This is a genomic window from Polaromonas sp. P3_A5 (assembly GCF_056403055.1).
In genome coordinates this window covers 2,602,637-2,627,563 of record NZ_JBFUGF010000001.1, presented here as the reverse complement: position 1 = coordinate 2,627,563, position 24,927 = coordinate 2,602,637, and the positions used below count along the sequence as shown (strand labels likewise).

Below are 24,927 nucleotides of genomic sequence, written 5' to 3'. Positions count from 1 at the left end.
TGGATGCCACTCTTCTACAAAATCAGGCAAAGATCTAAAAATCGTTCAAGGCATTCAACACCGGAGCACCGGGAAATTGATTACCCGAAGATGAACCAAGGCAACTGATTGATGTTTGAGAATTTCGTTTCGTGCGATGTCGACGGCCCGGCCGGCAGCTTGCACACCCTGCGGGGCGGCGCAGGGGCGCCACTTCTGTTGCTCCACGGGCACCCGCAAACCCACGCGATGTGGCACTTGGTCGCGGGAACGCTTGCGAAAAAATTCACCGTCGTGATGATGGACCTGCGCGGTTACGGTGACTCCGCACGGGTTGCCGGTGATTCGGCGCACGAGGCCTATTCCAAACGCGCGATGGCGCTGGATGCCGTCGCAGTCATGCGTCACCATGGGTTCGAACGGTTCCAGGTGCTGGCGCACGACCGCGGCGCGCGCGTGGCCCATCGCCTTGCGTCGGATCATCCCGGGGCGGTTCAGCGGTTGATGCTGCTTGACATTGCGCCCACGCTGGCCATGTATGACAACACGACGAATGCCTTTGCGCGCGCTTACTGGCACTGGTTCTTCCTGATCCAGCCGCCGCCGCTGCCCGAAGCGTTGATCGAGTCCGATCCGGTACGGTATGTACGCAGCGTAATGGGCAAGCGCCATGCGGGCCTTGCGGCTTTTGCGCCAGCCGCATTGGCCGAGTACGAACGCTGCGCGCAAATCCCCGGCACCGCTCAAAGTATCTGCGAAGACTACCGGGCCTCTGCCACGATCGACCTGGAGCACGACCGCGCGGACGTTACTGCCGGCCTGCGCCTGGCGCAGCCGCTGCGCGTGTTGTGGGGCGAGCATGGCGCGGTGGGCCAATGCTTTGATGTACTGAATCTCTGGCGGGACCGTGCGAAAGATGTCTCGGGCCGAAGCTTGCCTTGCGGTCACTACATTGCAGAAGAAGCGCCGGCGTTGCTGCTGGCAGAAGCACTGGATTTTTTCAAACCTGAATCAGCGGCTCTCAACGGGTCAAATTAACGCCAACTACATTCAAAAAGGAACACCATGAGCAAAAGCATCGGAAAAAAACGCATCGCCGTCATCGCAGGCGACGGTATCGGCAAAGAGGTTATGCCAGAAGGTGTGCGTGTGATGGAGGCTGCGGCCGTCAAGTACGGCATCGACCTGCAGTTCGACCATTTCGATTTTTCAAGCTGGGACTACTTTGAAAAGCACGGCAAGATGATGCCGGACAACTGGAAGGACCAGGTGGGCGGCCATGACGCGATCTACTTCGGCGCTGTGGGATGGCCCGCGAAAATTCCCGATCATGTTTCACTGTGGGGTTCGCTGCTGCTGTTCAGGCGTGAGTTTGACCAGTACATCAACCTGCGGCCTGCACGGCTGATGCCCGGCATCATTGCGCCGGTGGTCCGGCGTGACGGGAGCGCGCGTCAACCTGGTGAAATAGATTTTTACATCGTCCGTGAAAACACCGAGGGCGAATATTCCAGTATTGGCGGGCGGGCGTTTCCCGGTACGGAGCGCGAGTTTGTCCTGCAGGAGTCGGTATTCACCCGCATCGGCGTGGACCGCGTCCTGAAGTTCGCCTTTGAACTCGCCCAGTCCCGTCCCAAGAAGCACCTGACCAGTGCGACGAAGTCCAACGGCATTTCCATCTCCATGCCTTACTGGGATGAGCGCGTGGCCGAGATGGCAAAAAACTATTCGGGTGTCCGCCTGGATCAATTCCATATCGACATCCTGACCGCGCATTTTGTGCAGCGCCCGGACTTCTTCGATGTGGTGGTGGCCAGCAATCTCTTCGGCGACATCCTGAGTGACCTGGGGCCGGCCTGCACGGGCACCATAGGCATTGCGCCCAGCGCCAACCTGAACCCTGATCGGAAGTTTCCTTCGCTGTTCGAACCGGTGCACGGCTCGGCGCCCGACATTGCGGGCCGCAACATTGCCAACCCTATCGGGCAGATCTGGTGTGGTGCCATGATGCTGGAGTTCCTCGGGCACAAGGATGCGCATGACGGCATCCTCGCTGCAATTGAAAAGGTGTTGAGCCCTGGAAGCGGTGCGCCGCGCACCCCGGACCTGGGTGGAAAAGCCGGGACGACAGACCTTGGCAAGGCCGTCGCCGAGGCCCTGTCCGCTTCCTGAAACCGTCATAAAGACGGCTTTTGTCAAGCATGAAAATTACACATCATGCTTACGATTAAGCCGTGAAAGCGCTGAAAAACCGTCTAGAATCCGCCTCCGCACGTTGTAAAAACTTGCTGCTGTATTGACAGGTCAAGAGTCCATGGCTCTAATTGGAATCAGCAGAAAACTGCACATGCCGCTCCCGCTGACACACTCAACACAGTGTCCCGGGAGATATTTTTTAGAGACAACCAGATTAACTTTTTATCAACGAGGGGCTCCTTGTGAACAAGACTGAACTGATCGAGCACATTGCCAAGCATGCTGATATTTCCAAAGCTGCCGCCACGCGCGCGCTGGAGTCAACCATTGGCGCTGTGAAAACAACCCTGAAAAAAGGAGGCTCCGTGTCTCTGGTGGGTTTCGGCACTTTTGCCGTGGGAAAACGTGCTGCGCGCACCGGCCGCAATCCGCGTACCGGCGATGCGATTAAAATCAAGGCTGCCAAGGTTCCAAAGTTCCGTCCAGGCAAAGCTCTCAAGGATGCTTTGAACTGAAACGGAAACTCAACGTGGGGTGCTTAGCTCAGTTGGTAGAGCAGCGCCCTTACACGGCGTAGGTCGGCGGTTCGAGCCCGTCAGCACCCACCACCCACGAAAAAAGGCGAACATGGTTCGCCTTTTTTGTTGTTGGCTCCCGGTTTGTTCGTAAAGCTGTTGCAGCACAGGAAGTTCGAGATGTTTGATTTCATTCGCAAGCACACCAAAGTCACCATGGCGTTGCTGTTTTTGCTGATTGTTCCGTCCTTTATATTGGTGGGCATGAACAGCAATGGTCCCTCCGGGAACAACAGCGGGGTCGTTGCCGTTGTCGACGGAAAAGACATCACGCAGCCCGAATGGGACCAGGCCCACCAGAACGAAGTCCAGCGTATACGCGCCTCCATGCCGTCGATTGACGTCAAGCTGCTCGATACGCCGCAGGCACGCTACGCGACGCTGGAGCGCCTGGTGCGCGACCGTGTGGTTGCTGCTGCTGCCCATGTCACCGACGACTATCTGGCCCGCGAGCTGCAGAAAATCCCGGAAATCGCCGCCCTGAAAGGCCCGGACGGCAAGCTCGATATGGAGCGCTATCGCCAGTTGCTGGCATCGCAGGGCATGACGCCGGAAATCTTTGAGGCCAATGTCAAGGCCGGGCTGCCGAGCCGACAGGTGCTGGGCGGTATTGGTGCAAGCGGCTTCGCCACGAATGCTGCGGCTGATCTGTCGCTCAATGCCTATTTCGAGAAGCGCGAAATCCAGCTGGCCCGTTTTGATGCTGCTGATATGGCAGCCAAACTGGCACCGACCGATGCCGACCTTGAGCAGTTCTACAAAGCCAACGAGAAACTCTTTCAGGCACCGGAACAGGCCAACATTGAGTATGTGGTGCTCGACATCGAGACTGTTAAAAAGACGGTCACGGTCAACGAGGCCGATCTCAAGACCTACTATGAGCAGAATATCCAGCGCCTGGGCGGCACCGAAGAGCGCAGGGCAAGCCACATCCTGATTGCAGCGCCCAAGACTGCCTCGGCAGCCGATCGCGAAAAGGCGAAAGCCAAAGCAGAGGAATTGCTGGCGCAGGTCAGGAAGGCGCCCGATACTTTTGCCGATGCGGCACGCAAAAACTCGCAGGACACTGGTTCGGCACCTTCCGGCGGCGATCTCGATTTCTTTGCGCGCGGCTCGATGGTCAAGCCATTTGAGGACGCCGCCTTTGCGATGAAAAAAGGCGACATCAGCAATGTCGTGGAGTCGGAGTTCGGTTACCACATCATCAAGCTGACGGACATCAAGGCACCGAAGCGGCCCGCGTTCGAAGAAATGAAACCGCAGCTGGAAGCCGACCTCCGCAAGCAGGAAGCCCAGAAGAAATTTGCTGAAGTTGCCGATGTCTTCACCAATGGTGTCTATGAGCAGCCCGACAGCCTCAAGCCCGTGGCGGACAAGCTGAAGCTTGAAGTCAAGGCGGCCAGCAATGTGGCCCGGCAGCCCAAAACCGGTGCGGCTGGCGTGCTGTCCAATCCGAAATTCCTGGGCGCACTTTTTTCGCCGGATGCGATCGAAAAGAAGCGCAATACCGAAGCCATAGAGACAGCGCCCAGCCAGCTGGTTTCAGGCCGGATCACCCAGTACACCCCGGCACGCACCCAACCCTTTGCCGAAGTGAAAGATGTCGTGCGCCAGCGCTGGATTGCCCAGCGCAGCGCCGAAGAAGCGCGCAAGGAGGGCGAGGCCAAGCTGGCTGCCTGGAAGGCCGCCCCGGCGTCTGCAACCGCTTTGGCCGCACCGGTGGTCGTGTCGCGTGAGCAAACCCAGAAGCTTCCCAATCCGGTGATCGATGCGGCGCTCCGTGCCGACGCGGCTGCCTTGCCGGCATTTGCCGGGGTTAGCCTCGGCGCACAAGGTTACGTCGTGATCAAGGTCAACAAGGTGGTTCCGCGCGAGGCGCCGCTTGAAGCGGCCGCCAAGCAGGAACGCAACCAGTACACGCAGTGGTGGACCGCCGCAGAAAATCTGGCGTATTACAACGGCCTGAAAGAACGCTTCAAGACGAAAATCCTGGCGGCAAAGCCTCCTGTCGCCAAGGCTGGCGCAGAAGAAGTCGTCACCCAGTAAATTGCAGCGGCTTTGCCGCTATAATGCAGGGCTCCGGTGGCTGTAGCTCAGTTGGTAGAGTCCAGGATTGTGATTCCTGTTGTCGTGGGTTCGAGCCCCATCAGCCACCCCACTATTTGAAGTCCCGCTTGCCGCAAGGCTCGCGGGACTTTTTCATTTGGGGGCCTGGCGCGGCTGCCTTGCACAGGCGGGCCAGGCCCTAGTTCACCATGACCAGCTTGCCCTTCACGCCACGTGAGCCCATGTGGGCATAGGCAGCTTTCAGTTCGGCCATGGGCATGGTGCGGTCAATAACCGGCTTGATCTTGCCTTGGGCATACCAGCCGGCCAGCTCGGCCATCATGGCCGCATTGGCCTTGGGTTCGCGCTTGGCGAAGTCGCCCCAGAACACGCCGACGATGGATGCGCCCTTGAGCAGCGTGAGATTGAGCGGCAGGGACGGGATGGGTCCCGAAGCAAAGCCCACCACCAGGTAACGGCCCCGCCACGCGATGGAGCGAAAAGCCGGCTCGCTAAACTCGCCGCCGACCGGGTCATAAATCACGTCAGGTCCCTTGCCTTCGGTCAGTGCCTTGATTTCGTCACGCAGGTTTTTCGTGGTGTAGTTGATGGTGGCGTCCGCGCCAATGGACGCGCAAAGGGCGCATTTCTCATCGGTCGATGCGGCTGCGATTACGCGGGCTCCGGCGGCTTTGGCAATCTGTATGGCTGCGGTGCCGACACCGCCTGCAGCACCCAGCACCAGGACGGTTTCACCGGCCTTGAGTTGTGCGCGGTCCATCAGGGCGTGCCACGAAGTTGCGTAAATCATGATGAAAGCGGCCGCGTCCACGAAGGGAAATCCTTTGGGCAAGGGCATGCACAGGGCCGCCGGTGCAAGGGTGTGTGTGCCGAATCCCCCGGTGCCGGAGAGGCAGGCCACGTTGTGACCTACCTGGAGGTGCGTGACGCCTTCGCCCACCGCCTGGACCACGCCGGCGTATTCGGAGCCGGGCACAAAGGGCAGGGGTGGTTTCATCTGGTACTTGTTCTGCACGATCAGCAGGTCGGGAAAGTTCAGGCTGGCGGCCTTGATCTCAATCAGCACTTCGCCTGCCTTGGGTTGCGGTGTGGGCAATTCTTTCCAGGTCAGGGCGTCTACGCCGGTGGGGTTTTCACAAAGCCAGGCTTGCATGGAATGTCTCCGATAGAAGGAATGCTGCGACAGGTACAGAAGAAACAGAAGAAGAAAGGCGGGCCGCCAGCGGAAAGAGACGGCGCCTTGCCTGCATCATAGGCAAAGCGGCAGGTTTTGCGATGTCCGGCAGGGCTCAGGCTGTCGCAGCCGTGACCGTAAAATCAGTCCATGAAAATCCTCATTTGCAACGACGACGGTTACCAGGCCTCCGGCATCATTGCCCTCTATGAAGCGCTTAAAACCGTTGCCGATGTCGAGGTGGTGGCCCCCGAGCACAACAACAGCGCCAAATCAAACGCGCTGACCCTGCACTCGCCGATGTACGTGCAGACCGCGGCCAACGGCTTTCGCTACATCAACGGCACACCGGCAGACTGCGTCCATATCGCGCTGACGGGTTTGCTGGGCTACCGGCCGGACCTGGTGGTTTCAGGCATCAATAACGGCGCCAACATGGGCGACGACACGATTTACTCCGGAACCGTGGGCGCCGCCATGGAAGGCTACCTGTTCGGAATTCCTTCCATCGCGTTTTCCCAGACTGAAAAGGGTTGGGCGCACATTGATGTGGCAGCCCGGCGTGCGGCCGAGCTGGTGCAGCAACTGATGCCCACGCTGGAGGCCGTGGCGGAAGGCGCTGAGCCGACGGTGCCGCCCTGGCTGCTCAATGTGAACATTCCCAACCTGCCCGACAACGAGATCCAGGGCGTGAAGGTGGCCCGCCTGGGACGCCGCCATGCGGCCGAACGCGTCATCGTGCAGACCAGCCCGCGCGGCGAAACCATGTACTGGATTGGCGGCGCAGGGCCTGCGAAAGAGGCTGGTGAAGGAACCGATTTTTATGCCACCAGCCAGAAGTTTGTGTCCATCACCCCGCTGCAGGTGGATTTGACCGATCATGAGCGTCTGCCTTATTGGGCTCAAACCGCTGCCCGGCTGGCCGAGTTGCACAAAAAATCGTCATGAAATCCAGCCTCAAACCGCCATTCAATCCCACTGCCAAAGCGCCGGCTGCAGCAGGCCGCCCGGCATTTCCGGTTCGCCTGAAGCCCGACGCGGGTGTCCCATCTGCTACAAAATCAATAGCTGGTAGCGCAAGACCAGAACGCGCTGCAAGCCAAAATAGCTTGAAGAAACCGGCACCGACCGCAGCCTCCGCGTTGCCGGGCGGTGTCGGCCTCGATTCGCACACCGTGCGCGCGCGCATGGTGAGCAAGCTTGCTGCGCAGGGTGTTGCCGATGCGTTGGTACTCGCCGCCATGGGGGCTGTCGAACGCCACCGTTTTGTTGACACCGCGCTGGTCAACCAGGCCTATGAAGACACCAGCCTGCCGATTGGCCTGGGGCAAACCATTTCCAAACCCAATGTGGTGGCCCGCATGCTGGAACTGCTGCGCCACGGCGCGGCCGGAAAGCTGGGGCGGGTGCTTGAAATCGGCACTGGCTGCGGCTACCAGGCCGCGGTGCTCAGCCATCTGGCGACGGAGGTCTACAGCATCGAAAGGCTGCGTGGCCTGCACGACAAAGCCAGGGAGAATCTGCGGACTTTACGCCTGCCCAATGTGCACCTGCTGTTTGGTGATGGCATGATGGGCTACGCCAAGGGCGCACCTTATGCGGCCATCATTGCTGCTGCCGGCGGGGAGGCCATTCCGCCTGCCTGGATTGATCAGTTGGCTATGGGCGGCAGGCTGGTGGCGCCCATGCAAACCGCCGGTGGTGCCCAGGCGCTGGTGGTGGTCGACAAAACCCCCCAGGGCGTCAGGCAGACCCTGCTGGAGGCCGTTCATTTTGTGCCTTTAAAATCGGGGACAAGCTGACGATCCGGCCACCTGCAGGACCCAGGCCGGTTATCGATATAGCAGTGACGGTATTGAACCATCCGATCATCCAGTTAACCAATACGCCATACCCGTCAGATTGACGACGAAAGAACCAATGAATCAAACCGTACGGCCGAACCGGGCAGTGTCTGTGGATGCAGCAGGCGCAAGTCATGGCGCCCGCTCAACGCTCGGCAGGCTGGCCCTGCCATGCGCTCTGGCGGCAGCGCTGCTGCTTGCCGCTGGCTGCGGCACGCGTTCTACCACCCATGCCCCGGTTGAAGACCGCGGCACCGGGCTGTCGCGTCCCACGCCGGGCGCGGTGGACGCGGGCAATGTCAAGCAGTTGCCCGGCTTTGAAAACGCCGGAAAACCCGGTTACTACACCGTCAAACCCGGTGACACCATGATTCGCATCGGCCTGGAAAACGGCCAGAACTGGCGCGACATCGTGCGCTGGAACAACCTTGAAAACCCCAACATCATCGAGGTGGGGCAGGTGCTGCGTGTGGTGCCGCCAAGCAGTGAAAATCCGCTGGTCGTGACGCGTCCCGTGACATCCGGATCGGCCACCACGTCGACCGCATCCACCACGCCGGCCCAGGCTGCCAGCGCGGCGCGTCCCGCGTCAACACCGGCTGGCACCAGCCCGGCGCCCGCTGCAACGGGCGATGAAGACATCGCCTGGATCTGGCCCGCGCAGGGCACGATGCTCGCAGGTTTCGATGAAGCCAAAAACAAGGGCCTGGATATTTCAGGCAAGGCGGGGGACCCTGTCATTGCCTCGGCCGACGGCCGCGTGGTGTACGCCGGCGCCGGCCTGCGCGGCTATGGCAACCTGATCATCCTCAAGCACAACAACACCTTCCTGACGGCCTATGCGCACAACCAGACTTTGCTGGTCAAGGAAGACCAGAGCGTGAAGAAGGGGCAGAAGATCGCCGAGATGGGCAACAGCGACGCGGACCGCGTGAAGCTGCATTTCGAGATTCGCCGTCAGGGCAAGCCTGTCGACCCTTCCAGATACCTGCCTGCCAAATAAGCGGTGTTTTCATCCGCAGAAAGGAGCCCCGCGTTTGCTGGGCTCCTTTTTTTTGTTTCTGGTGTCTTGACGCTGCTTGCGTCAGGGCAAAGCTATCGAAAAATTTAAGAAAAGAAAGCCCGCAGACCAGTCTGGACGAGCGCAAGCAGCTATCTATTTTGTAGCAATTGGTTGCTGGGAAGTGCGGCCGGCTGCCTATGTTCGTGATCAGTGCGGCTGCAAAATCTCGTCGTAGCCACGGCCCTTGAACTCCAGCAGGTCAATGCCATGGCCAAAGGGGTCGGCCAGCCCCGCGATGCGTCCCCAGACCCGTTCAGCCACGGGCATTTCCAGAACGGCGCCGTGGCGCTGCAGCCGGTCAACCGCCGCATCAATGTCTTCCACCACAAAATCAAGGTGAACAGGCGTCCAGTGGCGCTGGTAGGTGCGAACACTCTCGCTGCCCTGACCGCTGGCGATCGGCCGGGTACCCGGCGCATTGAAGAGCAGATCGATCGGGCTGCTTGCACCGAGAATTTCCACGAAATCGCTCTTGAAACGGCGGCCTGTGCGCAGCCCGAGTGCCTCTGTGTAGAACTCGACAGCACGTTCCATGTTGTCAACATCGATGCAAATACGAAGCTCCATGGCGCCTTCCTTTCACGGGTTCAGAAAATGGTACCGCAGCCTGAGACAATTGGTGCATGACAGAAGAAAGCCAGAACAAGCAGCCAGCGACGGCGGCCGACTACCCGCCCGACGTGCTCGAGGTCGAGTCGCTCGACATTGAAGCCCAGGGAATTGCCCACAGGGCTGACGGCAAAGTGGTTTTTATCGAGGGCGCTCTGCCTTTCGAACGGGTAACTGCCAACGTCTACCGCAAGAAAAGCAGCTTTGAAAAAGCCATGGTGATGGCGATTCACCGTGAATCGTCCCAGCGTGTGCGGCCGGCATGTCCGCATTTCGGCATGCACACCGGCGCATGCGGCGGCTGCAAGATGCAGCATTTGCATGTGGGGGCGCAGGTGGCCGTGAAGCAGCGTGTGCTCGAAGACAATCTCTGGCACATCGGCAAGGTCAAGGCGGACAACCTGCTGCGGCCCATTGAAGGGCCGGCCTGGGGATACCGCTATCGCGCGCGGCTGTCGGTGCGGTATGTCCGCAAAAAGGGTGTCGTGCTGGTGGGGTTTCACGAGCGTAAAAGCGGCTACGTGGCCGATATGACCGAATGTCACGTGGTGCCCCGGCACGTCAGCGACATGCTCGTGCCGCTACGCGAGCTGATCGGCAGCATGGATGCGAAGGAAACCTTGCCGCAGATCGAACTGGCCTGTGGCGATGAAGTCACGGCCATGGTGCTGCGCCATATGGAGCCCCTAAGCCCCGGAGACTTGAACCGCCTGCGCGATTTCGCTGCGCAAAACCGCGGCCTGCAATGGTGGCTGCAACCGGGGGGCCTCGAGACGGTCAAGCTGCTGGACGACGCTGTGCAGGAGCTGAGCTACGGCCTGCCGGAGTTCGATGTGGTCATGCCGTTCAAGCCGACCGATTTCACGCAGGTCAATCCCCACATCAACCAGGTGCTGGTGTCGCGTGCACTGCGCATGCTGGCGGTGCAGCCGGATGAGCGGGTGATCGACTGGTTTTGCGGCCTGGGCAATTTCACCTTGCCGCTGGCCACGCGCGCCAGCGAGGTGCTGGGCATCGAGGGCAGTGAAGTCCTGGTCGCCCGTTCACGCGAGAATTTTGAAAGAAACAGGCCTGCATCCAGCGTCCGACGGGCGCTGGCAGCTACAAAATTTGTAGCGCGCAACCTGTTTGAAATGACGCCGGCGATGCTGGTGAAAGACGGCCGGGCCGACAAATGGCTGGTGGACCCTCCGCGTGAAGGCGCTTTTGAGCTCTTCAAGTCCCTGGCAGCGCTGCACCAGCAGATCGTCAGCGGCGTCCCCTGTGACGACGGTGAGCACCAGCAGAGCCTGGCCCTGAACGGCTGGGCGCCGCCGCAGCGCATTGTCTATGTAAGCTGCAACCCGGCCACCCTGGCGCGGGATGCGGGCGTGCTGGTGGACAGCGGCGCATACCGCTGCACGGCGGCCGGTGTGGTCAACATGTTCCCGCATACGGCCCATGTGGAGTCCATTGCGGTGTTTGATTTGGCCCCCACGGTCTCTCACTACGTGTAGCTCCCTGCCCCCGAGGGGGCCGCTGCGCCTGAGACTGGCAGAGCCTGATCCGCGGCCCTGGCTCGAATTGGAGAAGCCCCAAGCTCACCCTGCGGAGAATGACACGAGGTGCGCATGAAAAAAGGGCCCTGAGGCCCTTTTTTTATTCTGTAGCGAAGCGGATGGATCAGTCCCGGTCGCCGCCGAAGATGCCCAGCAGGGCCAGCAGGCTCTGGAAGATGTTGAACAGGTCCAGGTAAATGGCCAGGGTGGCGCTGATGTAGTTGGTTTCGCCGCCGTCGATCACCTGTTTCAGGTCATACAGCAGGTAGGCGCTGAAAACCGCGATCGCCAGCGTGCTGATGACTGCCATCATCATGGTCGAGCCGACGAACACGTTGATGACGGCTGCCACCATGATGACCAGCGCGCCGGCAAACAGCCACTTGCTCATGCCGCTCAGGTCCCGCTTGATGACGGTGGCCAGGCTGGCCATCACGAACATCACGCCGGCCGTACCGGCAAAAGCCGTCATGACCAGTGATGCGCCGTTGCTGAAACCCAGCACCATGGCGATCATGCGCGAGAGCATCAGGCCCATGAAAAAGGTAAAACCGAGTAGCACAGGCACGCCCGCGGCCGAGTTCTTGGTCTTTTCAATGGCGAAAATAAAGCCGAAGGCGCCTCCGAGGAACACGATCAGGCCCAATCCGCCCGTCAGGGAGCGGGTAATGCCCGTCGCCACACCCAGCCAGGCGCCCAGCACGGTGGGCAGCAGGCTCAGGGCCAGCAGCCAATAGGTGTTGCGCAGGACCTTGTTGCGTTGCTCGACGCTGGAAGCAACGCCGTAGTCGAGGGTTTGAACATTGTCAGTCATGAAAGTCGTCTCCGAGGCGCCAGCAAATGCGGGCAAGATTATTTTAGGGTGCATTGCCGTTTTTCCAGCCCTCACTCCCTACTTTTTGTAAGGGTTCTATAAGCTAATTTGGCGGCAATGCGGGTGAGGGGTGGCCTCAAATTTGCGTATGCTCAGTGTCTTTGCCAATAAACTCCGGAAATCCTGAAGACCATGAAATCAAAAGCAGTGCTTGAACTCGCCGACGTCAAAACCATCGCCGCCGCCGCCGAGGCCGAAGCCCTCAAGAACAACTGGGCCGTCACCATTGCCATCGTCGACGACGGCGGCCACCTGCTGCACCTGCAGCGCCTGGACGGCGCGCCGCCCATTTCCTCGCACATTGCACCCTCCAAGGCCAACACGGCCGCCATGGGCCGCCGTGAGAGCAAGGTTTACGAAGACGTCATCAACGGCGGCCGTACGTCCTTTCTGTCGGCGCCCTACATCCACGGCATGCTCGAGGGCGGCGTACCCATCGTGAAAGACGGGCATTGCATTGGCGCTGTGGGTGTGAGCGGCGTGAAGTCCAGCGAAGACGCGCAAATCGCACGTGCGGGCATTGCCGCCATCGGCCTGTAAACCGCGTCGCAGCGGGAATAAAAAAGCCGGCCACAAGGTCGGCTTTTTTGTTGGCGCGAGCAGAACAACATCAAGGAAAAAAAGCCTGGCTAAACAACTCCAAAAGAGTCTGTGGCTGGCTAAAAACGACCTTGGAGGCTTGGTAGCCCCGGATCGCCCCACGATGAAACTGTGCTGGTGAAGAGGGTGATGAAACGGTGAAGGCGGCTTACTTGGTCAAAATCAGTTTGCCCAGGCGAGTGGCCTGAAGGCGATAAGTCGAGCCATTGTGGTTGATTTCCACCGCCTTTTGCCCGCGCAGGATTTCGGTGCTGTTGACGCAGGCGGCAGAGGCCCCCGAAGGATGGCCGCCAGAAGCGGTCTCTGTGTGCGCGGGGGCGCGGGCAGGAAGGCTCAAGGTATGGGAGGCGGGCATTGCGATGGACATGATGGTTAAACCTGTTTGGGTTTCGTTAAGTTAATGATAACCATTCTCATTTGAAAGTCAAGCGAATCCAGGCTGCGGTTTTGTTTCTTTCTGTGTGAAAAACCTGGAGTGCCTGTCCAGCAGGCATGCATCCAGGACCCGATGAGTCCTGCAGGCCCTGGTCAGTTCTTGGGTTCAGTGATGAAACCGATCTTGCGCAGCCCGGCCTGTTGGGCTGCTGCCATGGCTTGGGCCACGCGCTCGTAGCGAACCGATTTGTCGCCGCGGATATGCAGGTCTGGCTGCGGGTTCTGCGCTGCCGACGCCTTGAGCTGCGTGACCAGCTCTTCGTCTGAAACCTTGGTCTCGTTCAGGAAATAGCTGCCTTCCGCATCCACGCTCAGGCGAACCGTTTCCGGCTTGATGTTTTGCGCTTCGTTGGAGGCGCGCGGCAGGTCGATGTTGACGGAATGCTTCATCACGGGGACCGTGATGATGAAGATGATGAGCAGCACCAGCATGATGTCCACCATGGGCGTCATGTTGATCTCGTTCATCACCTCATCGCTGTCGTCTTGGGTTCCAAAGGCCATGGTGCTTCTCGGTCATTGAATGAGGGAGCTCCGCGGCTGTTGGGCGGCAGAGCAGGATAAAGGGTTGGCTTTCAGGCTTTTTTCATTGGCACAACATTGGCCTGTTGGCCGCTGGCGCTCACGCGGGCACCGGTCACGAAGTAGGCGTGCAGGTCATGCGCGAAGCGGCTGAGTTTTTGCAGAACGCCCTTGTTGCCGCGCACCAGCGCGTTGTAGCCCAGCACCGCCGGGATGGCAACCGCGAGACCCAGCGCCGTCATGATGAGCGACTCGCCGATCGGGCCAGCCACCTTGTCGATGGTTGCCTGGCCGGCCGCGCCGATGGACAGCAGCGCATGGTAGATGCCCCACACGGTGCCGAAGAGGCCGACGAAGGGGGCGGTGGAGCCGACCGAGGCCAGGATGGCCAGGCCCGACTGCAGCTTGCCGGTGAATTCGTCGATGGTGTTGCGCAGCGTGCGCGTGACCCAGTCGCTCACGTCCAGGGCGTCGTGCAGGTGTGCCTTGGTGTTACGGTGATGCAGCGTGGCTTCGCGGCCTTCCAGGGCCAGTTGGCGGAACGGGTTGGCGGGGTCCGAGCCCAGCTTGGTGAGGCCTGCGGCAAAGTCTTCGCTGTGCCAGAAGTCTTCAGAGGCGCGGGCGATCTTTTTGTACTTGATGAGGTCCAGCGTCTTGATGATGATGACCATCCATGACGCGAGCGACATGACCAGCAGCAGCACGGCCACCGATTTGGTAACGATATCGCCCTGGCTCCAGACGTTGGCAAGGCCGAATTGGGAATTCATGAATCAATACTCCACGGGTTTCAAAAAGATTACTCCAGGACGAAGTTGATGGGTACGTTAAACCACATCTCTTCGGCCACGCCGCCACGCTTGCCGGGCACGTAGCGCCAGCGCATGACGGTGGTGACCGCTGCCTGGTCAAGCCGGTCAAAGCCGCTTGACTGGCGGATTTCGGTTTTCTTCGCCTGGCCGTCTGCGCCGATCAGCACACGCACGATCACTTTGCCCTGCTCGCCAAGGCGCCGGCTGATGGGCGGATAGGCGGGCTTGGGGTTTTGCAGGTAGTCGGCATCGCTCGACGGCAGCTGCACTGCCGGTGGCGCGGGCGGCGTAACGGGTGCCACGGCCACAGGCGCTGGTGGCAGCGGCGGTGTGACAACGCCTGTCGGGGCATTGGGCGAGGGTGTTGGGTCTGCGATGGCCAGCGGCTGGGGCGCGGGTTTGTCGGGTGCCCTGGCAACCGCTTTTTTCTGCACGGTCGGCGTGGGTGGGGTAGGAGGGACGGGCTCCACCTTGGGGGCGGGCGGGTCCACGAATTGCGTGAGGATTTCTGCAGGAATCACGATTTCGGCGGCGCGCATCAACAAGCCGCTTTGCAGCGCCCAGATGAACCCCACGTGCAGGCCCACTACCACGAGCGCGATAACAGCATTGCGGCTGAGGGGCTGGCGCGGCGGGGCGGGGCGTGGCGCGGTGGAGAAAGTGGCGTTCATCGAGAGGGGGATAGGTGGGCGAATGGCCACATGAGGCGCGGTTTCGGTCAAAAAGGCAACCAGGAAACTAGCGGCGGAAGATCCACCACGCGGAACCTATCACCAGCACAAGGCTGACAGGAAGGGCCGAAATCAGTATTGGGGAGAAGGTTGCAAGGTGTTCCATGGGCTGCCTTCCAGCGTGTGGGCGGCGAGCTTGATGTTGGCCGTCGGGCAGCTGGCGCTGCACTGCGCCACCACGTCGCGGGCGCAGCCTTCGCACTGGCCGCACTGGGTGGCCACGCCGAGTTCGAACTGGATCTCGTCAAAGCCCAAGCCTGCTCGGGCATGGCGGGCAATTTCGCGGTCGGAGATTCGGCGGCAGACGCAAACGATCATGGATGGGCTTGGCTGGTGATTGATTCAATCGGTGCGTTGATTATAAATGCGAATCTATCGCATTTGCAATCATGGCACGCAGATTTCAGGAGGTGCGAGCCATTTGGAGCGGATTTTTGGTCTCATTTTTGAAGCCAAATTCAGCAGTAATCCTTGCTGGATGTGCGCAAGGTGCTATAAATTAGATAGCGAAAAGGCAGTTCCTTGAGGCGAGCGAGGCATCCTGGGGGGTGATGGGTTGCCAAGACCCTTCACGATGCAGGATAAACGCGGTCCTGCCGTCTAAACCTCAGCCCACATCCGCAGCAGGTTGTGATAGCAGCCTGTAAGCCGTACCACTTCGGCGCCTTCGGCCGCACCTGGGGTCGAGCGTTCCAGTTCCTTTTGGCGCAGAGAGGTAATGGCCATGTCCATCTCATACAAAAGCCGGCGTTGGGCATCGGAGCGCACCATGCTTTCAATCCAGAAGAAGCAGGCCACCCGCTCACCGCGCGTGACAGGCTCCACGCGGTGCACCGATGTGCCCGGGTACATCACCAGGTCACCTGCCTCGAACTTGATGCGTTGCTCGCCGTAAGTGTCTTGCACGACCAGTTCGCCGCCGTCGTAGCTGGCCGGATCGCTCAGGAACAGCGTACAGGAAATGTCGGTTCGCACGTGCCGTGCTGTGGCGGCATGCGTGCGTACCGCGTTGTCAATGTGGTTGCCGAAATTGTTGGCGTCGCCGCCGTAGCGGTTAAAGAGCGGCGGATAGACCGATTTGGGCAGCGCCCCGGTCACGAACATCGGATTACGGGCCAGCGCCACCGACACGATGTGCCGCGCCTGCTGGGCGGCGGGCAGCTCTTCAGGCAGCTGCAGGTTGTTCTTGACGGCGCCGCTCTGGCTGCCGGCCGTGATGCGGCCGTCGGCCCAGTCGGCGGCCAGGATCAGCTGGCGGATTTGCGCGAGCTCGTCCGGCTTGAGGGCTTGTTGAATGCGAAGCAGCATGGTGGGGCTTCCCGAAAAGCGACTGAAAAAAAATGGGCACCCGGAGTATCCCCCAGGTGCCCAACCTTGAAAACGTTCTTTTAAATCAGAACTTGCTGGTGAGCGTCACACGCACGCTGCGTGCGTCGCCGGGCGCCACAAAGCCGCGGTACAGCGTGTTGTAGTAGACCTTGTCAAACAGGTTGTCGATGTTCAGCTTGACGGTGTTTTTTTCATTGATGCGGTATTCCACCAGCGCGTCGGCCTTCACGTAGCCCGGCACCCGGTTGGTGGCCGTGACGGCATTGGCCGGCTTGTTGGTGCTGACGGCGGTGAAGCCGCCGCCGATACGCCACTTGTCGCCGATGCGGTAGGTGGTGAACAGGTTGGCCTGGCGGCTTGGGCTCAGCCCCGGGTTCTGCCCGATCTCGGCAGTGGCGCCGGTCTTGTCGATCCTCGCCGTCAGGAAGCCGATGCCCGCAAAGACATCCCACTGCGGCGTGATGCGGCCGGCGACCTCAAATTCCAGCGCATCGGTGTGCCGCTTGCCGGACAACAGGTAGGAGTTGGTGCTCGTGTCGATGTCGGTGTTGCGCTCGTTGTACTTCTCTGTGCGGGCCAGGGCTGCGCGCAGTGACAGGTCACCGCCGTAGAGCTCCCACTTGGCGCCAATTTCCATGTTGCGGCTGCTCTCGGGCGGCGTGTTGGCAGAGTTCGGGTCGAATTGGTACAGGTCGCCGGAGGTATTGAACGACGTGCCATAGGCGGCGTAGTAGCTGACCTCATCGGTCGGCTGATATATCACGCCCAGCCGTTTGCTCAGCAGGCTGTCGGATCTGGCGAGTGTCCCGTTGTTGGGCGGCGTGCCGGTGGGTCGCTGGTAGTCGGCCTTGAAGTTATCAACGCGCAGGCCGGCAACCAGCTTCCAGTACTGTGTGAGGTCGATCGTGTCCTGCATGTACAGGCCCAGCGTAGTGGCCTTGAATGCCGTTTCCAGTCTCTGCGTGTAATTGCCCCCGATACCGGTGCTGATGGGATTGCCCACAGTGGTGGTCGGCTTGGCCCCCGTCAGGAGGGGGTAGCTAAGGCGGTCGGAATTTTCCACGGCGTACTCGGCGCCGATCAGCAGGCTGTTCTTGCGGCCGAACCACTGGGTGGTCGTGAGGTAGTCGGTTTGCAGGAATGTGTGGTGTTCGTTGCCCGCCTTGGCATTGCCGGCGCTGGTGGCGCCGCGGCTCACCACCGTGTTGGCGCTCAGGTTGGCCAGGGTCGTGCCGGCGGCAAAGCTGGCCTGCGTGGCGCGCAGCGTGCGTGAGTAGTAGCCGTCGCGCACCGTGGTTTTCAGGCTGCTGCCGTCGGTCCATCGGTGGGTATGGCTCAGGGTGACAGCGTCGGCCTTGTCGTTCTGGAAATCGGTGTTGAGGCCATACCAGTATTTCTCGGTGCCAGGCGCGGGGCGGCTGTTGAACCAAGCAAAGCCCCAGTCGGGCTTGTCGTTGTAGTGCAGGTGGTAGTAGCTGATTTCAAATTCGTTCGCTGTGCCGATGCCGAAGCGGTAGTCCAGGGCCAGGCCCCGGCGATGGGTGGAGGCGCTGGCGTTTTCGCCGCGGCCATCGCCGTCTGTCGCCATGGCGTTGATGCGGAGAGCCGCGTCGTCGTCCAGCTTGAAGTTGAAGTCGCCCTGGTAGCGTTGGTAGCCTTTGGTGCCGACGGTGGCGTTCACTTCGTGCTCGGTGATCAGGCGTGGCTGCTTGCTGACCTGGTTAATCACCCCGCCGGTGGAGCCGCGGCCGAACAGCATGGAAGCAGCACCACGCAAGACTTCCACGCGCTCGGTGTTGAAGTTGTCGCGGTTGTACTGCGCGATGTCGCGCATCCCGTCCATGTAAATGTCGCCCGCCGCGCTGAAGCCGCGAATGCGGATGTTGTCGCCGACCCGTCCGCCTTCGCCCGCTTCAAAGGTGATGCCGACGACGTTTTCGAGTGCGCTCTTGAAGCTGTCCTTGCCCTGGTCGTGCATCAGCTTTTCGTTGACGACAGTCAGTGACTGGGGAACGTCCTTGGCCGGCACGGGCATCTTGCCGACACTGGTAATGCCGCTCTGGTAGGTCTGGCTGGCGCGATCGCGTGTGCCTGTCACTGTGACGGGGGCCAGGCTTCTGCCTTCAACAGGTGTTGCAGAGGTGGACGACGTAGCGGTCGTGGTGCCGGTGCTGGGCGTCGGGGTGATGCTCTGGGCCCAGCCCGACACCGAAACAGCCAGCATGAGCGCACCAAGCGGGAGCAGTGTTTTGTCGGAAGATGCGGCAGGATTGGCAACCGGGCCGGCAAACGGCGTGAGGTTGTCGGCGCCCATGGTGCGGTTTTTTTTGTTGCGCGCGGGGCGTGCGGCGCGAGCGGAAAGGTGTGCCAAGATGGCCTCCAAGCAGGGTCCTGCCTTGCAGGCGGTGGACCGGGTTCAGGAAAAAGCTTGGCTGGCTCAGAATGCCCGGGGGCGCGAGTTGGCTGGCTCGTAAAGTTCGCTCGAAGTGTATATCAAATGATAATGATTCGTAATCTGTTGTGTCTGAATGTTGCGGGAATAAGGGCGAAAACGGTGGTTGTGTGGCAAAAAGGCCAAATTCAGTAGGCGACAAAAAGAGCTTCTGAAAACCAGGAGCGATCAGCGTTGGCGCAAACAAAAAAACGGGGCCTGTGCCCCGTCTTTTTTGTGCCAGGTATGTCACCGGGCTATTTCAAGACCACATTCAGCTCAGCTCGCCCATCTGGCTTTGCAGGTAGTTTTGCAGGCCAACCTTGCCAAGCAGTTCAATCTGCGTTTCCAGGAAGTCGATGTGCTCTTCGGTGTCATCGAGGATCTCCTGTAGGAGGTCGCGCGAGACATAGTCGCGTACGCTTTCGCAGTGGGCAATGCCGTCCTTGATGGTGGCCTGTGCACCGGTTTCGGCTTTCAGGTCGCAGTTCAGGGCTTCTGGAACATCCTCGCCGATCATCAGCTTGCCCAGGTCCTGCAGGTTGGGCAGGCCATCGAGCATGAAGATGCGGTCCATCAACTTGTCGGCGTGCTTCATTTCGCCGATGGACTCTTCGTATTCCTTCTTGGCCAGCTTGTCCAGGCCCCAGTGCTTGTACATGCGGTAGTGCAAAAAGTACTGGTTGATGGCCGTCAGCTCGTTCTTCAGCTGCGCTTGCAGGTGAGCGATGACTTTTGCGTCGCCTTTCATGGAAATTCCTTATCGTTGTGTAGTGCGGATCGCCCATTGTCACTGGCCGCGTGCCGTAACTCAAGCATTCCCCTGCTGGGGCGGTCTGGTTGCGTTTGATTGTGAGAAACGTTCGCATTGCAAACGTTTCCCGTTGTCAGTCAGCGCTCGGCAAATGCGCGTTCCACCACGAAGTGGCCGGCTCGCTGCATGTTGCCTTCCTCAAAGCCGCGCTCTTCCAGCATGGCCTTGATGTCGCGCAGCATGTCGGGGCTGCCGCACAGCATCAGGCGGTCGTTCCCGATAGAGATCGCGGGCAAGCCCAGGTCGCTGTACAGCTTGCCCGACTGCATGAGCTCGGTGATGCGGCCTTCGTTGCGAAAGCGCTCGCGCGTCACGGTGGGGTAATACAGCAGGCGTCCGCGCACCAGCTCGCCGAGGAACTCATGCTCGTGCAGCTCGTGCTCGATCAGCTCGCGGTAGGCCAGCTCGGCGCTGGTACGGCAACCGTGCACCACCACCACGCGCTCAAATCGCTCGTAAGTGTCTGGGTCCTTGATCAGAGAGAGAAAGGGCGCCAGACCGGTGCCGGTGGCCAGCAACCACAGCGTCTTGCCAGGTAGCAGGTTTTGCAGCAACAGCGTGCCGGTGGGTTTGCGTCCGACCAGGATGTCGTCGCCCGGCTTCAAGTGCTGCAGCCGCGAGGTCAGCGGGCCGTCGGGCACCTTGATGCTGAAAAATTCCAGCTGGTCTTCATGATTGGCGCTGGCCACACTGTAGGCGCGCAGCAGCGGTTTGCCGTCCACGGGCAGGCCGATCATGGTGAACTGGCCGTTGACGAAGCGAAAGCCCGAATCGCGCGTGGCGGTGAAGCTAAATAGTGAGTCGGTCCAGTGGTGGACGGAAATAATGCGTTCTGTGTTGAAGGCGCTCATGAGAGAAAAAGAAGAGAAGGGGAAAGAAATGGGGGGACGAGAAAGGGCTTTGGGTGATGCAAGGGACTCACCGCGCATCCCTTCAGGTCGTGCCCTCAGATCGTGCGTGAGCAAGCCTGAATTTTATAGCCTGGGCGGGCCTGCCGCCGGTGATGGCTATAGACGCCACATCGGCGCCAAGGTCAGGCACATCACCATCGCACTTCGTGCGGCGACAGAACTTAAGCGCTTGGCAGCCGCACCTGGGCAAGTGTGGGCCGTGAAGGTTTTTGGTGTTGCTATTAAATCAGAAGCAGCTTGCGCTTGTTTTATAAGGATTTCAGGCACTTTTCCCATGAGATTTTGGTGTTTTTGTGCTTTGCTTCAAAGTGCTGCCACGTTAACTTTACCTATCGCACCAGAACAAAAAAACCGGTCACCTGCCCATCCAGCGTTTGCGAGGCCTGCCAGGCACCCACGAGAACCAGGCCATCACAGCCACGGGCACGCCCAACCCCAGCCAGCACCACCAGTCGCCCCAGCCGTCAGATACCAGCGCGGTCAGCAGGCCGGTGGTGCTGAGCATGCCCAGCACGAGGGGCCAGCGCCACAGGCGCCAGAAAGCGGAGTCCTTCGCGGAATCGGCCTTTGCGCTCACACGGCACCGCCAGTCGTTTCATGGCGTGCGGCATGCGGCGCTGATGCTTGCCCTGCTGTTTTTTCCGGCTTCGCTGCTTTGGCCGGATTACGCCGTCCAAGCCACAGGTAAAGGCCGCTGCCCAGCACGATGATGGTTGCGATGTCCAGCAGGGCCCAGAGGATTTGCATCGGCATGCCGCCGTAGTCGCCGAAGTGCAGCGGCTGCGACACCAGTAGCGCGGTGAGATACCAGGGCAGCGGCGGGCTGGCGGTGAGCGCATTGGTGCCGGCGTCCACCAGCACCGGCTTGAGCAGCCGCGAGTTGAAGGGCTCATTGCCGCGCAGGAACACCGTGTAGTGGTGCGGGCTTGAAAACGATGTACCCGGAAAAGCGATAAAGGCCATCTTCATCTCAGGCGCCAGAGCGGTCGCTGATGAAGCTGCCTGCTGCACCGAGGCCAGGCGGGCCGGCGGTTTTTGCCCCTGGTAGGGCGCCAGCAGAGAGCTTAGCTGGTCGTACTGCCAGTACTTGATCAACAGGTCGGCCCAGGTGTTGATCATGCCCGTGGCGCCCACGGTGAAGGCCCACACCAGCGTCACGATGCCCAGCAGGTTATGCAGGTCCAGCCATTTGGCGCGCGGGCGGGTTTGCCGCACTGTGCCGAAGTCCAGCTTGCGCATGAAGGGCGCATACAGCACCACACCCGAGACAATCGCCACCAGCAGCAAGAGTCCCATGAAGCCCAGAAAGAGCTTGCCCGCGAGTCCGGCAAAGAGGTCAACGTGCAGCTTGAACATCACGTACATAAAGCCTTCGTCGAACTTGGGCTGGGCCAGCACAGCTGCGGTGCGTGCATCGACGGCGACGGTCTTGTTACCCACCTCGGACAGCGGCGTGTCACCCAGCGTGACGTACCAGAAGCGGTCGTCGTCGATCTCGTGCGAGGCGAACATCGGCACCTTGCCTGGGTGCAGCGCCTGCGCCACTTCCATGACCTTGTCCAGGCTGGCGCGCGGTGTGCCCTTCGGTAAATCGGGCGCCTCAACTTCGGTGCCCAGCAGGTGGCCGATCTCATGGTGAAAAATCAGCGGCAGACCTGTGAGGCACAGCAGCAGCATGAAGACCGTGCAAACCAGGCTGCTCCATTTATGCACCCAGGTCCAGGTCTTGATGCGCCGGCTGTCCATTTTTGCGGTCGTCGTCATTGGGGTTTTCCTTTCTGCGGCCTGAACCCTGGAGCCGTCAGGCGGCGTGTGGTGCGCGGCAGGTGCATGGTGAGCAAAGTCAAAACTCCCTGGAAGGATCGCCAGATGCCTGGCGTGCGCACAGCAGCCCGAACGCCACCACAAGTGGCGAAGTTCAAGGGGTCGGTGGGCGGGTTGTCGGCTTGCTACGCCCTGCGACGCGAGCCGGCTGCAGGGCTGTTGGCTAGCGAAAGAGGATGCTGCGAACTATACATCAGATGAGAGTAATTCTCATCTGATGAACCCTTCGGAATGTCTGGTTTTGGAAGGGGATTCGCATTCTGCGTGCAAAAAAAAGCCGCCCGGTTGAGGGCGGCTTTTGAGCTTCGGTGGTTCAGCCCATGGCCGGACCGTCACCCATGTATTACGCAGCAATAGGGCTACGGATCAGGTAGTCAAACGCGCTGAGCGCCGCCTTGGCGCCTTCACCGGCCGCGATGATGATCTGCTTGAAGGGCACGGTTGTCACGTCGCCCGCCGCGAACACGCCCGGCACCGAAGTCTGGCCCTTGGCGTCGACGATGATCTCGCCGTGTTTGGACAGGTCCACCACGCCCTTGAGCCAGTCGGTGTTGGGCACCAGGCCGATCTGGATGAACACACCTTCAAGCTCAACGGTTTTCAGCTCGCCGCTGGCGCGGTCTTTGTAGATCAGGCCGTTGACCTTCTGGTCGCCGGTGATTTCGGTCGTTTGCGCGTTGGTGAACACCGTCACGTTCTGCAGGCTGTTCAGTTTGCGCTGCAGCACGGCGTCGGCGCGCAGCGCAGTGTCGAACTCGATCAGCGTCACATGGCCGACGATGCCGGCCAGGTCAATCGCCGCCTCGACGCCCGAGTTGCCGCCGCCGATCACCGCCACGCGCTTGCCCTTGAAGAGCGGGCCGTCGCAGTGCGGGCAGTAGGCCACGCCCTTGTTCTTGAACTCGTGTTCGCCGGGCACGTTGATGTTGCGCCAGCGTGCGCCGGTCGAGATCACGATGGACTTGCTCCTGAGCGAGGCGCCGCTTTCAAGCTGCACTTCAATCAGGTTTTTGTCCGGCCCGCTGTTCGGCACCAGCGCCTTGGCGCGCTGCAGGTTCATGATGTCAACGTCGTAGTTGCGCACGTGCTCTTCCAGCGCGTGGGCAAACTTGGGGCCTTCGGTTTCCTTGATGGAGATGAAGTTCTCGATGCCCAGTGTGTCCAGTACCTGGCCGCCAAAGCGCTCGGACGCCACGCCGGTGCGGATGCCCTTGCGTGCGGCATACACAGCCGCAGCTGCGCCGGCCGGGCCGCCGCCGACGATCAGCACGTCGAAGGCTTCCTTTTTGTCGATGATTTTGGCTTCACGTTCCACGCCGCTGGTGTCGATCTTGGCCAGGATTTCTTCCAGGCTCATGCGGCCGTTTCCGAACATGGTTCCGTTGAGGAAGACCGTGGGCACGCCCATGATCTCGCGCTCCTTCACTTCATCCTGGAAGGTACCGCCCTCGATCATGGTGGTCTTGATGCGCGGGTTTTGCACTGCCATCAGGTTCAGCGCCTGGACCACATCCGGGCAGTTGTGGCAGGTCAGCGAGACATAAACCTCGAAATCGAAATCGCCGTCGAGCGCGCGGATCTGCTCCAGCACGGGTTGCTCGACTTTGGGCGGGTAGCCGCCGATCTGCAGCAGCGCCAGGATCAGCGAGGTGAATTCATGGCCCATGGGCAGGCCGGCGAAACGCGGGCCGTGGTTTTCACCGGGGCGGTTGATCGAAAACGAGGGCTTGCGGTGCGGGTCGTCGCGGCTTTCGGTCAGTTTGACCAACGGCGAGGACTCAGCCACGTCTTTCAGCAGCGACAGCACTTCGCCCGAAGCCTCGCTACCGTCGAGCGAGGCGACGATTTCGATGGGCGCAGTGGCGCGTTCGAGATAGCTTTTCAGTTGGGCTTTGGTGGCGTCGTCGAGCATGAGGGACTCACTTTCAATTTCAATGGGGAACAAAAAAGCCCGGGACGGCACACGCGCGTGTGCCGGGGCCCGGGCCTTCGTCAGGAAGGCAGCAGGGCGTTAGAACCTGTTCTTAGATCTTGCCAACCAGGTCGATGGACGGAGCGATCGTCTTGGCGCCTTCGTTCCACTTGGCAGGGCAGACCTGGCCGGGGTGTGCGGCGGTGTATTGGGCCGCCTTCAGCTTGCGCAGGGTTTCCTTGACGTCGCGGGCGATCTCGTTGGAGTGCACTTCAGCCGTCTTGATGACGCCTTCGGGGTTAATCACGAAGGTACCGCGCAGTGCCAGGCCTTCTTCAGGGATGAACACGTCAAACGCCTTGGTCAGCGTGTGGGTAGGGTCGCCCACCAAGGGGAACTTGGCCTTGCCGACAGCAGGGGAGGTTTCGTGCCAGACCTTGTGCGAGAAGTGCGTGTCGGTGGTGACGATGTAAACCTCTGCACCGGCCTTCTGGAATTCGGCGTAGTTGTCAGCAGCATCTTCAACTTCCGTGGGGCAGTTGAAAGTGAATGCAGCTGGCATGAAGATCAGGACCGACCATTTGCCCTTCAGCGATTCGTCTGAAACGTCGATGAACTTGCCATTGAGGAAAGCTTGGGTTTTGAAAGGCTGGACTTGGGTATTGATCAGGGACATCTAGATGGCTT

The 24,927-nt window shown here is 60.4% G+C and carries 25 protein-coding genes and 2 tRNA genes; 11 read left to right on the top strand and 16 right to left on the bottom strand.

Features of this window, described 5'->3' with window-relative positions; all coding sequences use genetic code 11:
- The first annotated feature begins 111 nt into the window (after nt 1-111).
- The 6 genes from AC1DU8_RS12470 to AC1DU8_RS12445 all read left to right on the top strand — a co-directional run bounded on the left by AC1DU8_RS12470 (nt 112) and on the right by AC1DU8_RS12445 (nt 4,908).
- Nucleotides 112-1,017 (top strand): alpha/beta fold hydrolase, encoded by a 906-nt coding sequence (locus tag AC1DU8_RS12470; protein ID WP_457278824.1) that lies wholly within the window; start codon nt 112-114, stop codon nt 1,015-1,017.
- Between the two features lie 39 nt (nt 1,018-1,056).
- On the top strand, nt 1,057-2,151 hold the full coding sequence (locus tag AC1DU8_RS12465; RefSeq protein ID WP_457279772.1) for a tartrate dehydrogenase: 1,095 nt from the start codon (nt 1,057-1,059) through the stop codon (nt 2,149-2,151).
- A gap of 266 nt (nt 2,152-2,417) precedes the next feature.
- Entirely contained in the window at nt 2,418-2,690 is a 273-nt protein-coding gene (locus AC1DU8_RS12460) for an HU family DNA-binding protein (protein ID WP_007874140.1), read from the top strand.
- A gap of 17 nt (nt 2,691-2,707) precedes the next feature.
- Nucleotides 2,708-2,783, top strand: a tRNA-Val gene (locus tag AC1DU8_RS12455).
- 87 nt (nt 2,784-2,870) lie between these two features.
- A complete protein-coding gene (locus AC1DU8_RS12450; RefSeq protein ID WP_457278823.1) occupies nt 2,871-4,796 on the top strand; it encodes a SurA N-terminal domain-containing protein in 1,926 nt (641 codons plus the stop codon).
- A 36-nt stretch (nt 4,797-4,832) separates the two neighbouring features.
- Nucleotides 4,833-4,908 (top strand) — tRNA-His (locus tag AC1DU8_RS12445).
- A gap of 87 nt (nt 4,909-4,995) precedes the next feature.
- Here AC1DU8_RS12445 and AC1DU8_RS12440 read toward each other — a convergent pair.
- On the bottom strand, nt 4,996-5,970 hold the full coding sequence (locus AC1DU8_RS12440) for an NADPH:quinone oxidoreductase family protein (RefSeq protein ID WP_457278822.1): 975 nt from the start codon (nt 5,968-5,970) through the stop codon (nt 4,996-4,998).
- Nucleotides 5,971-6,141: 171 nt separating this feature from the next.
- Between AC1DU8_RS12440 and surE the strand changes: the two genes are divergently transcribed.
- From surE to AC1DU8_RS12425, 3 genes are all read left to right on the top strand, one after another.
- Nucleotides 6,142-6,939 carry a 5'/3'-nucleotidase SurE gene (surE, locus tag AC1DU8_RS12435; protein WP_457278821.1) on the top strand — a complete coding sequence of 266 codons (798 nt, stop codon included), beginning with the start codon at nt 6,142-6,144 and terminating at the stop codon, nt 6,937-6,939.
- Nucleotides 6,936-7,793, top strand: coding sequence for a protein-L-isoaspartate(D-aspartate) O-methyltransferase (locus AC1DU8_RS12430; protein ID WP_477701874.1), 858 nt, complete (start codon nt 6,936-6,938; stop codon nt 7,791-7,793). The genes surE and AC1DU8_RS12430 overlap by 4 nt, the downstream gene beginning before the upstream one ends.
- A gap of 118 nt (nt 7,794-7,911) precedes the next feature.
- A complete protein-coding gene (locus tag AC1DU8_RS12425; RefSeq protein ID WP_477688954.1) occupies nt 7,912-8,838 on the top strand; it encodes a peptidoglycan DD-metalloendopeptidase family protein in 927 nt (308 codons plus the stop codon).
- A gap of 207 nt (nt 8,839-9,045) precedes the next feature.
- Here AC1DU8_RS12425 and AC1DU8_RS12420 read toward each other — a convergent pair whose 3' ends face one another.
- Nucleotides 9,046-9,465 (bottom strand): VOC family protein, encoded by a 420-nt coding sequence (locus AC1DU8_RS12420; RefSeq protein WP_477667125.1) that lies wholly within the window; start codon nt 9,463-9,465, stop codon nt 9,046-9,048.
- A gap of 56 nt (nt 9,466-9,521) precedes the next feature.
- On the opposite strand from AC1DU8_RS12420, the gene rlmD reads away from it, so the two are divergent.
- The gene (rlmD, locus tag AC1DU8_RS12415; protein ID WP_457278817.1) at nt 9,522-11,003 is read left to right on the top strand and encodes a 23S rRNA (uracil(1939)-C(5))-methyltransferase RlmD; all 1,482 of its coding nucleotides are present in this window, start codon (nt 9,522-9,524) and stop codon (nt 11,001-11,003) included.
- A 166-nt stretch (nt 11,004-11,169) separates the two neighbouring features.
- Here the strand turns inward: rlmD and AC1DU8_RS12410 are convergent, their stop codons facing one another.
- The gene (locus AC1DU8_RS12410) at nt 11,170-11,859 is read right to left on the bottom strand and encodes a Bax inhibitor-1/YccA family protein (protein ID WP_457278816.1); all 690 of its coding nucleotides are present in this window, start codon (nt 11,857-11,859) and stop codon (nt 11,170-11,172) included.
- A 192-nt stretch (nt 11,860-12,051) separates the two neighbouring features.
- Here AC1DU8_RS12410 and AC1DU8_RS12405 point away from each other — a divergent pair, with 192 nt between their 5' ends.
- Complete coding sequence (locus tag AC1DU8_RS12405; protein WP_457278815.1) at nt 12,052-12,459, top strand: GlcG/HbpS family heme-binding protein; 408 nt, start codon at nt 12,052-12,054, stop codon at nt 12,457-12,459.
- Nucleotides 12,460-12,667: 208 nt separating this feature from the next.
- On the opposite strand, the gene AC1DU8_RS12400 is transcribed toward AC1DU8_RS12405, so the two are convergent.
- The 13 genes from AC1DU8_RS12400 to ahpC all read right to left on the bottom strand — a co-directional run bounded on the left by AC1DU8_RS12400 (nt 12,668) and on the right by ahpC (nt 24,916).
- Nucleotides 12,668-12,886, bottom strand: a complete 219-nt coding sequence (locus AC1DU8_RS12400; RefSeq protein ID WP_477649635.1) for a hemin uptake protein HemP — start codon at nt 12,884-12,886, stop codon at nt 12,668-12,670.
- Between the two features lie 161 nt (nt 12,887-13,047).
- Nucleotides 13,048-13,458, bottom strand: coding sequence for an ExbD/TolR family protein (locus tag AC1DU8_RS12395; protein WP_477667126.1), 411 nt, complete (start codon nt 13,456-13,458; stop codon nt 13,048-13,050).
- Nucleotides 13,459-13,529: 71 nt separating this feature from the next.
- The gene (locus AC1DU8_RS12390; RefSeq protein ID WP_457278812.1) at nt 13,530-14,246 is read right to left on the bottom strand and encodes a MotA/TolQ/ExbB proton channel family protein; all 717 of its coding nucleotides are present in this window, start codon (nt 14,244-14,246) and stop codon (nt 13,530-13,532) included.
- A 29-nt stretch (nt 14,247-14,275) separates the two neighbouring features.
- Nucleotides 14,276-14,959 (bottom strand): energy transducer TonB, encoded by a 684-nt coding sequence (locus tag AC1DU8_RS12385; RefSeq protein ID WP_457278811.1) that lies wholly within the window; start codon nt 14,957-14,959, stop codon nt 14,276-14,278.
- A 132-nt stretch (nt 14,960-15,091) separates the two neighbouring features.
- Nucleotides 15,092-15,337 (bottom strand): (2Fe-2S)-binding protein, encoded by a 246-nt coding sequence (locus AC1DU8_RS12380; protein ID WP_457278810.1) that lies wholly within the window; start codon nt 15,335-15,337, stop codon nt 15,092-15,094.
- Between the two features lie 282 nt (nt 15,338-15,619).
- Nucleotides 15,620-16,327: a Fe2+-dependent dioxygenase gene (locus tag AC1DU8_RS12375; protein ID WP_477726818.1), complete on the bottom strand. Its 708-nt coding sequence runs from the start codon at nt 16,325-16,327 to the stop codon at nt 15,620-15,622.
- A gap of 85 nt (nt 16,328-16,412) precedes the next feature.
- Complete coding sequence (locus AC1DU8_RS12370) at nt 16,413-18,719, bottom strand: TonB-dependent receptor (protein ID WP_477726817.1); 2,307 nt, start codon at nt 18,717-18,719, stop codon at nt 16,413-16,415.
- A 334-nt stretch (nt 18,720-19,053) separates the two neighbouring features.
- A complete protein-coding gene (bfr, locus tag AC1DU8_RS12365) occupies nt 19,054-19,530 on the bottom strand; it encodes a bacterioferritin (protein ID WP_457278807.1) in 477 nt (158 codons plus the stop codon).
- A 140-nt stretch (nt 19,531-19,670) separates the two neighbouring features.
- Nucleotides 19,671-20,444, bottom strand: coding sequence for a ferredoxin--NADP reductase (locus tag AC1DU8_RS12360; RefSeq protein ID WP_457278806.1), 774 nt, complete (start codon nt 20,442-20,444; stop codon nt 19,671-19,673).
- A gap of 415 nt (nt 20,445-20,859) precedes the next feature.
- Nucleotides 20,860-21,081, bottom strand: a complete 222-nt coding sequence (locus AC1DU8_RS12355; RefSeq protein ID WP_477726816.1) for a hypothetical protein — start codon at nt 21,079-21,081, stop codon at nt 20,860-20,862.
- On the bottom strand, nt 21,078-22,250 hold the full coding sequence (locus tag AC1DU8_RS12350) for a PepSY-associated TM helix domain-containing protein (protein ID WP_477727051.1): 1,173 nt from the start codon (nt 22,248-22,250) through the stop codon (nt 21,078-21,080). Before AC1DU8_RS12350 ends, AC1DU8_RS12355 begins: the two co-directional genes overlap by 4 nt.
- Before the next feature lie 421 nt (nt 22,251-22,671).
- The gene (gene ahpF / locus AC1DU8_RS12345; RefSeq protein ID WP_457278803.1) at nt 22,672-24,240 is read right to left on the bottom strand and encodes an alkyl hydroperoxide reductase subunit F; all 1,569 of its coding nucleotides are present in this window, start codon (nt 24,238-24,240) and stop codon (nt 22,672-22,674) included.
- Nucleotides 24,241-24,352: 112 nt separating this feature from the next.
- Nucleotides 24,353-24,916 (bottom strand): alkyl hydroperoxide reductase subunit C, encoded by a 564-nt coding sequence (gene ahpC / locus AC1DU8_RS12340; protein WP_007874200.1) that lies wholly within the window; start codon nt 24,914-24,916, stop codon nt 24,353-24,355.
- Nucleotides 24,917-24,927: the final 11 nt, after the last annotated feature.

Excerpts from the sequence above, each read along its gene's own strand:
- AC1DU8_RS12430 (WP_477701874.1), top strand. The coding sequence starts at position 6,936 with ATGAAATCCAGCCTCAAACCGCCATTCAATCCCACTGCCAAAGCGCCG.
- AC1DU8_RS12405 (WP_457278815.1), top strand. The coding sequence starts at position 12,052 with ATGAAATCAAAAGCAGTGCTTGAACTCGCCGACGTCAAAACCATCGCC.
- ahpF (WP_457278803.1), bottom strand. The coding sequence starts at position 24,240 with ATGCTCGACGACGCCACCAAAGCCCAACTGAAAAGCTATCTCGAACGC.
- AC1DU8_RS12385 (WP_457278811.1), bottom strand. The coding sequence starts at position 14,959 with ATGAACGCCACTTTCTCCACCGCGCCACGCCCCGCCCCGCCGCGCCAG.
- AC1DU8_RS12395 (WP_477667126.1), bottom strand. The coding sequence starts at position 13,458 with ATGGCCTTTGGAACCCAAGACGACAGCGATGAGGTGATGAACGAGATC.
- AC1DU8_RS12350 (WP_477727051.1), bottom strand. The coding sequence starts at position 22,250 with ATGGACAGCCGGCGCATCAAGACCTGGACCTGGGTGCATAAATGGAGC.
- AC1DU8_RS12470 (WP_457278824.1), top strand. The coding sequence starts at position 112 with ATGTTTGAGAATTTCGTTTCGTGCGATGTCGACGGCCCGGCCGGCAGC.
- bfr (WP_457278807.1), bottom strand. The coding sequence starts at position 19,530 with ATGAAAGGCGACGCAAAAGTCATCGCTCACCTGCAAGCGCAGCTGAAG.
- rlmD (WP_457278817.1), top strand. The coding sequence starts at position 9,522 with ATGACAGAAGAAAGCCAGAACAAGCAGCCAGCGACGGCGGCCGACTAC.
- AC1DU8_RS12360 (WP_457278806.1), bottom strand. The coding sequence starts at position 20,444 with ATGAGCGCCTTCAACACAGAACGCATTATTTCCGTCCACCACTGGACC.
- ahpC (WP_007874200.1), bottom strand. The coding sequence starts at position 24,916 with ATGTCCCTGATCAATACCCAAGTCCAGCCTTTCAAAACCCAAGCTTTC.
- AC1DU8_RS12380 (WP_457278810.1), bottom strand. The coding sequence starts at position 15,337 with ATGATCGTTTGCGTCTGCCGCCGAATCTCCGACCGCGAAATTGCCCGC.
- AC1DU8_RS12420 (WP_477667125.1), bottom strand. The coding sequence starts at position 9,465 with ATGGAGCTTCGTATTTGCATCGATGTTGACAACATGGAACGTGCTGTC.
- AC1DU8_RS12400 (WP_477649635.1), bottom strand. The coding sequence starts at position 12,886 with ATGTCCATCGCAATGCCCGCCTCCCATACCTTGAGCCTTCCTGCCCGC.
- AC1DU8_RS12440 (WP_457278822.1), bottom strand. The coding sequence starts at position 5,970 with ATGCAAGCCTGGCTTTGTGAAAACCCCACCGGCGTAGACGCCCTGACC.
- surE (WP_457278821.1), top strand. The coding sequence starts at position 6,142 with ATGAAAATCCTCATTTGCAACGACGACGGTTACCAGGCCTCCGGCATC.
- AC1DU8_RS12425 (WP_477688954.1), top strand. The coding sequence starts at position 7,912 with ATGAATCAAACCGTACGGCCGAACCGGGCAGTGTCTGTGGATGCAGCA.
- AC1DU8_RS12375 (WP_477726818.1), bottom strand. The coding sequence starts at position 16,327 with ATGCTGCTTCGCATTCAACAAGCCCTCAAGCCGGACGAGCTCGCGCAA.
- AC1DU8_RS12450 (WP_457278823.1), top strand. The coding sequence starts at position 2,871 with ATGTTTGATTTCATTCGCAAGCACACCAAAGTCACCATGGCGTTGCTG.
- AC1DU8_RS12390 (WP_457278812.1), bottom strand. The coding sequence starts at position 14,246 with ATGAATTCCCAATTCGGCCTTGCCAACGTCTGGAGCCAGGGCGATATC.
- AC1DU8_RS12410 (WP_457278816.1), bottom strand. The coding sequence starts at position 11,859 with ATGACTGACAATGTTCAAACCCTCGACTACGGCGTTGCTTCCAGCGTC.